This is a genomic window from Methylobacterium sp. ME121 (assembly GCF_000974725.1).
Lineage (GTDB): Bacteria > Pseudomonadota > Alphaproteobacteria > Rhizobiales > Beijerinckiaceae > Methylobacterium > Methylobacterium radiotolerans.
The window spans coordinates 1-6078 of sequence record NZ_BBUX01000135.1 but is presented as its reverse complement, the minus strand read 5'-3'; the positions used below and the strand labels follow the sequence as shown (position 1 = coordinate 6078).

The window sequence follows — 6078 nt, the reverse complement described above, 5'->3', positions numbered from 1 at the left end:
CGCGCCGCCGCCCCCGGAAGGCTACGCCCGCTACCGGGCCTACAATTACGGGCCGGGCTACGGCTACGGCTACGCGCCGGGTTACGCGTCGGGCTACACCGACGACCGCCTCGACCGCCTCAGCAGCGCCCAGGCCGCCGGCTACGTCGTCGTCCACCGCCGGACGGTGCAGTTCCCCGACGGCCGCACCCTGCGGGTCTATCGCCCGGACGACGAGGGCGAGCCGTTCTGACCTGAACCGGCCGCGAACACCGCCCGCAGGGGCGCCCGCAGGATCTTCCCGGCGGGGTTGCGGGGCAGGAGCCCGTCCCAGATCTCGATCCGCACCGGCACCTTGAACGCCGCGAGCCGCTCGGCCGCGAAGGCGCGGATCGCCTCCGGGCCGGTCTCGGCGCCCTCGGCCAGCACCACGATGGCGCCCGGCTCCTCGCCCAGCGTCGGGTGGGGCACCGGCAGCACCACGGCGTCGATCACGTCCGGATGCGCGTAGAGGGCGTTCTCGACCTCGCAGCAGTAGATGTTCTCGCCGCCGCGGATCAGCATGTCCTTGATCCGGTCGACGATGGTCAGGAAGCCCTCGTCGTCGGCGCGGGCGAGGTCGCCGGTGCGCAGCCAGCCCTCGGAGAGCACCTCCGCGGTGGCCGCCGGGTCGTCCCAGTAGCCGCGGACCACGTTGGGGCCCTTCGCGCAGAGCTCGCCGATGCTGCCCGGCGGCAGCGGCTCCCCGAGGGGATCGACGATCCGCACCTCGCAGACCGGCAGGGGCGGGCCGCAGGATTCCGGGTGGGCGAGGTAATCCTCGCCCTGGTGGTGGGTGAAGGTCGCCGAGGTCTCGGTCATGCCCCAGCCGGTGCCCGGGACGACCCGCGGCAGGGCCTCGCCCAGCGCCCGCACGAGGTCGCCGGCCGCTGGAGCGCCGCCGTAGGTGACGCCCTCGAGGGTCGGCAGGGGCCGGCCGGCCTCCCGGGCCGCGGTGGCGAGCTGCCACGCGATGGTCGGGACGCCGCCCGCGCTGGTGCAGCCCTCGGCCTCGATCAGGTCGAGGGCCGCGTTCGCGTCCCAGCGGTGCATCATCACCAGCCGGTGGCCGCCGTAGAGGGCCGCCCCGAGGCTCGCGTGGCAGCCGGTGACGTGGAACAGCGGGATCACCAGCAGCGCCGCCCGCTGCGGCGCGGCCGGGTCGGGCTTCGGCGGCGCCTCGCCCCGGCGCAGGGCGCTGCGCGCCGCCGAGTAGGGGTAGGCCATCACCGTGGTGGCGGCCGCCCGGTGCGTGCCGACCGCGCCCTTGGGCCTGCCGGTCGTGCCCGAGGTGTAGAACAGGGTCGCGTCGTCCTCCGGGTCGAGGGCGATGTCGGGCAGGGGCAGGTCGGGCAGGGCGCCCCAGTCCCGGACTGGCCCGAGGATGTCGGCGAGCGGCGTCGCCCGGGGGTCCGGCGCCGTCCGCGCGGTGAGGACCCGCTCCAGGGCCGGGCATTCGGGCAGGTGCGGGGCGATGCGGTCGAAGCGCTCGCCGTCGGCGATCAGCACCCGCGCGCCCGAATGCTGCAGGCCGTAGGCGAGTTCGGGCCCGGTCCACCACGCGTTGAGCGGCGTCGCGATGGCCCCGGCGAGCAGCGCGCCGAAATAGCTCACCGGCCATTCGGGCAGGTTGCGCTGCGCGATGGCGACCCGGTCGCCCTTGCGCACGCCGGCCTCGACCAAGGCCCGCGCCAGGGCGGTGGCGGCGCGGGCGAAGCCCGTGAAGGTCACCCGCTCGTCGCGGTAGACCACGAAGGTCTTGTCCCCGTGGCCGCGCGCGATCTTGAACAGGTCGCCCAGCGTCGGCGGGGCCTTCTCCCAGATCCGGGTCGGCACGCCCCGGATGGCGATGGTCGTGATGGCGAAGGGCGCACCCGGGGCGGTGAGCCGCGCCTCGGCCTCGCGGAAGGGCAGGGCCGGCCAGCCGGCGGGGATGCGGGGATCGGGGCTCATCGGGCGATGGTCACGCCGCCGTCGATCACGAGCGCCTGGCCGGTCACGAACCGGCCGGCCGCCGAGGCCAGGAACACGGCGGCGCCGGCGATCTCGTCGGGCTCGCCGATCCGGCGCAGGGGGGCGGCATCCGTGGTGGCGGCCAGCATGGCGGGATCCTCCCACAGGGCGCGGGCGAAATCGGTGCGGATCAGGCCCGGGCAGAGGCAGTTCACCCGCACGTTGGCGGGCCCGTACTCCACCGCGTAGTTGCGGGCGAGCTGGAGGTCGGCGGCCTTCGAGACGTTGTAGGCGCCGATCACGGGCGAACCCTTGAGCGCCCCGATCGAGGAGACGATGACGATCGCCCCGTCCCGCCGCGCCACCATGCCGGGGGCGACCATCTGGATCAGCCAGTGGTTCGACAGGACGTTGTTCTCGAGGATCTTTCGGAACTGCGCGTCGGAGATGCCGGCCAGCGGCCCGTAATAGGGATTGCTGGCGGCGTTGCAGACCAGAACGTCGACCGGCCCGAGCCGGCTCTCGGTCTGGGCGACGAGGTGTTCCAGCTCGGCCTTCACCGAGATGCTGGCGGGGATCGCCACGGCCCGGCCGGCGCCGTGGGCGGCCTCGATCGCGGCGACCACCGCCGCGCAGGCCTCGCGCTTGCGCGAGGAGATCACCACGCGGGCGCCGTGCTCGGCCATCCGCAGGGCGATCGCCCGCCCGATGCCCCGGGACGAGCCGGTGATGAGGGCGACCTTGCCGGTCAGGTCGAACAGGGACATGGCGAGACTCTGCGCTGCGTGAAGCGGCGAACGGCTTCCATTCTTGGTTCGCGGATCGTGATGGTCGCGACGCGTCCCCTCTCCCGTGCGGGAGAGCGGACCCGCGCCTCATCCGGCCATCGGTGGGATAGCCCGGAGCCGCCCATCCTCACGCCCCCGCCCGCATCGACCGGCGCAGGCGCGCCATGCCGGCGAGCCAGCGCTCGGGGTCCTCGGCCCGGCGGCGGGCGTAATCCGCCACCTGCGGGTGCGGCAGGATCAGGAAGCGCCCCGACGCCAGCCCGTCGAGGGCCGCCTCGGCGACGACCTCTGGCGTCAGCACGCCGTCGCGCGACGCGGCGCTGGCTTCCCCCAGCATGGCGGTGTCGACGCCCTGCGGGCACAGGGCGGCGACCCGGATCCCGTCCTCGGCATGGGCGATGGCGATATGCTCCAGGAAGGCGAGCGCCGCGTGCTTGGTGGAACCGTAGGTGGCGCTGCCGATCTGGCTGAGCAGCCCCGCCGCCGAGACCGTGCCGAGGAACGCGCCGCCGCCCCGGGCGCGCCAGAGCGGGACCAGCACCCGCGCCGCGTGGACGTGGCCCATCACGTTCACCGCGAAGGCACGCGCCCAGCTCTCCGGGTCGGCGGAGGTGGCCAGATCCGGATCGGGGTCGCGCTCCAGGATGCCGGCGTTGGAACAGTACAGGCCGATGGGACCGATCTCGGCCTTGATGCGCGCCAGGACCGCATTGACGGCCTCGGCGTCGCCCACGTCGAGCGCGAAGGCCCGCCCGCCGAGTTCGGCCGCCACGGCCTCCGCCCCGGCCCCGTCCCGGTCGAGGGCCACGATGGTCGCGCCCCGGGCCCGGGCCGACGCGGCGAGCGCCCGGCCGATGCCCCGGGCGGCCCCCGTGACGGCGACGACGCGGCCGGCGAGCTCCATGCTCAGGCCCCCGCCCGCTCGGCGAAGCCCCAGGCCGCGGCGGCGAGCTTCGGCACCCGCGCCGCCATGGCGGCGGCGTGCTCGCTCGCGGCGTTGCCGGCCTTGGCGCGGGCGGCCACCCCCTGCAGGATGCCGACCAGCCGGAACAGGTTGTATGCGAAGTACCAGTCGAGATCGGGCAGGTTCTCGCGGTCCGCCGCCCGGCAGTAGAGCGCCACCGCCTCGTCTCGGGTGGGGATGCCGAGCGCCGGCAGGTCGAGCCCGCCCAGCCCGCTGCGCCCGTCGGCCGGGAGTTCCCACTGCATCAGCAGGTAGCTGAAATCGGCCAGCGGATCGCCGAGCGTCGACAGCTCCCAGTCGAGCACCGCGCTGACGCCGCCGTCCCGGGAGAAGATCAGGTTGTCGAGGCGGTAATCGCCGTGGACCACGCAGGCGCCCTGCTGCTCCGGCACGGTGCGGGGCAGCCACGCGATCAGGCGCTCGACATCCTCCAGCCGCCCGTCCTCGGCGGCGCGGTACTGGCGGGTCCAGCGGTCGACCTGCCGGGCGAAGTAGTTGCCGGGCCGGCCGTAATCGCCGAGCCCCGCCGCCTCCGGGTCGATGGCGTGGAGGCGCGCCAGCGTGGCGATCATGCCCGCGTAGTGGCGGTGGCGGGCGTGGGGATCGAGGCCCGGCAGGGCGCCGTCCCAGTGCACGGCGCCGTCGACCGCCTCCATCACGTAGAAGGCCGCACCGATCACCTCCGGGTCCTCGCACAGCGCGAAGGGGCGCGGCACCGGAAACCCCTCGCCGTAGAGGGCGCCGATCACCCGGAACTCGCGGTCCACGGCATGGGCGGAGGGGAGGAGCGCGCCGAACGGCTTTCGGCGCAGCACGTAGGCCTGACCCGGCGTGTCGAGCCGATAGGTCGGGTTCGACTGGCCGCCGCGGAACTGCTGCACGGTGAGCGGGCCGGCGAAGCCCCGGACGTGCGCGTCCATCCAGGCGGCGAGCTTCGCCTCGTCGATCCGGTGGCGCGGCTCGACCGGCTTCACGCCGGAGAAGATTTCGGCGTCGCTCATGCCCGCTCCGCCTCCGGGGCCCCTGGCCGGGCATTGGTGTAGCGCCCGAATTCCAGCCGGGCGATCGCGCGGTTGTGGACCTCGTCGGGCCCGTCGGCGAGCCGCAGGGTGCGGATATGGGCGTACATCTTCGCGAGCCCGAAATCCTCCGAGACGCCGGCCCCGCCATGGGCCTGGATGGCGTCGTCGATCACCTTCAGCGCCACCCGGGGCGCCGCGACCTTGATCATGGCGATCTCGAGCTTGGCGCCCTTGTTGCCGACCTTGTCCATCATGTCGGCGGCCTTCAGGCAGAGGAGGCGGGTCATCTCGATGTCGATCCGCGCCTCGGCGACCCGCTGCTCCCAGACCGACTGCTCGCTGATCCGCTTGCCGAAGGCGACCCGGGACACGAGCCGCCGCGCCATGGCCTCCAGCGCCACCTCGGCGGCCCCGACGGTGCGCATGCAGTGGTGGATGCGGCCCGGCCCGAGCCTGCCTTGCGCGATCTCGAAGCCGCGCCCCTCGCCGAGGATGAGGTTCCCGGCCGGGACGCGGACCTTCTCCAGCACCACCTCGCCGTGGCCCTTGGGCGCGTCCTCGTAGCCGAAGACCGGGAGCAGGCGCTCGACGCGCACGCCCGGCGTGTCCATGGGCACGAGGATCTGCGATTGCTGCCGGTGGCGGGGGGCCTCCGGGTCGGTCTTGCCCATCAGGATCGCGATCCTGCAGCGCGGGTCGCCGACGCCGGTCGACCACCACTTGCGGCCGTCGACGACGTAGTGGTCGCCGTCGCGGCGGATCGCCGTCGCGATGTTGGTGGCGTCCGAGGAGGCGACCTCCGGCTCGGTCATCAGGAAGGCCGAGCGGATCTCGCCGGCCATCAGGGGCTTGAGCCACCGGTCTTTCTGGGCCGCGGTGCCGTAGCGGTGCAGCACCTCCATGTTGCCGGTGTCGGGCGCCGCGCAGTTGAACACCTCCGAGGCGATCCCGACCCGGCCCATCTCTTCGGCGCACAGCGCGTAGTCGAGGTTGGTCAGGCCGGCGCCGCGATAGGCGTCGGTGTCGTGCTCGGGGGAGGGCGGCAGGAACAGGTTCCACAGGCCCTCGGCCCGGGCCTTCTCCTTCAGCCGCTCCATGGTGGGCGAGGGTTCGCGGCTCTCCGCGCGCTCGGCCGCCACCGCGGCGGCGGCCGGCAGGATCGCGTCTTCGATGAAGGCGCGGACGCGGGTCAGCCAGTGGGTCTGGGACTGGGAGAGATTGAAGTCCACGGCGTCCGCTCCGCTCACATCCGTCGCTGCGGGCATCTCTCCTCCCCCTTGCGGGGAGGAGTTGGAGGTGGGGGTGGTGCAGAAGGCACCGCCGCGCTCTATCC

5 protein-coding genes and 1 pseudogene are annotated in these 6078 nt (G+C 73.9%); 1 reads left to right on the top strand and 5 read right to left on the bottom strand.

The genetic code is table 11. The annotated features are described in order from the left end of the window. Positions 1-232 (top strand): annotated as a pseudogene (locus ME121_RS32250) (hypothetical protein); the annotation flags it as partial. On the opposite strand, the gene ME121_RS32245 reads toward ME121_RS32250, so the two are convergent. The 5 genes from ME121_RS32245 to ME121_RS32225 all read right to left on the bottom strand — a co-directional run bounded on the left by ME121_RS32245 (position 199) and on the right by ME121_RS32225 (position 5974). Next, complete coding sequence (locus tag ME121_RS32245) at positions 199-1971, bottom strand: class I adenylate-forming enzyme family protein (RefSeq protein WP_059410292.1); 1773 nt, start codon at positions 1969-1971, stop codon at positions 199-201. The pseudogene ME121_RS32250 and the gene ME121_RS32245 sit on opposite strands and share 34 nt — an antisense overlap. Continuing rightward, positions 1968-2738 carry an SDR family NAD(P)-dependent oxidoreductase gene (locus ME121_RS32240; protein WP_059410291.1) on the bottom strand — a complete coding sequence of 257 codons (771 nt, stop codon included), beginning with the start codon at positions 2736-2738 and terminating at the stop codon, positions 1968-1970. The genes ME121_RS32245 and ME121_RS32240 overlap by 4 nt, the downstream gene beginning before the upstream one ends. A gap of 148 nt (positions 2739-2886) precedes the next feature. Beyond that, positions 2887-3663, bottom strand: a complete 777-nt coding sequence (locus ME121_RS32235) for an SDR family NAD(P)-dependent oxidoreductase (protein WP_059410290.1) — start codon at positions 3661-3663, stop codon at positions 2887-2889. Between the two features lie 2 nt (positions 3664-3665). Next, positions 3666-4724 carry a phosphotransferase family protein gene (locus ME121_RS32230; RefSeq protein ID WP_059410289.1) on the bottom strand — a complete coding sequence of 353 codons (1059 nt, stop codon included), beginning with the start codon at positions 4722-4724 and terminating at the stop codon, positions 3666-3668. Then, positions 4721-5974 carry an acyl-CoA dehydrogenase family protein gene (locus tag ME121_RS32225; protein ID WP_059410288.1) on the bottom strand — a complete coding sequence of 418 codons (1254 nt, stop codon included), beginning with the start codon at positions 5972-5974 and terminating at the stop codon, positions 4721-4723. Before ME121_RS32225 ends, ME121_RS32230 begins: the two co-directional genes overlap by 4 nt. Positions 5975-6078: the final 104 nt, after the last annotated feature.

Coding starts and splice junctions, on each gene's coding strand:
- ME121_RS32245 (WP_059410292.1), bottom strand. CDS start 1,971: ATGAGCCCCGATCCCCGCATCCCCGCCGGCTGGCCGGCCCTGCCCTTC.
- ME121_RS32240 (WP_059410291.1), bottom strand. CDS start 2,738: ATGTCCCTGTTCGACCTGACCGGCAAGGTCGCCCTCATCACCGGCTCG.
- ME121_RS32235 (WP_059410290.1), bottom strand. CDS start 3,663: ATGGAGCTCGCCGGCCGCGTCGTCGCCGTCACGGGGGCCGCCCGGGGC.
- ME121_RS32230 (WP_059410289.1), bottom strand. CDS start 4,724: ATGAGCGACGCCGAAATCTTCTCCGGCGTGAAGCCGGTCGAGCCGCGC.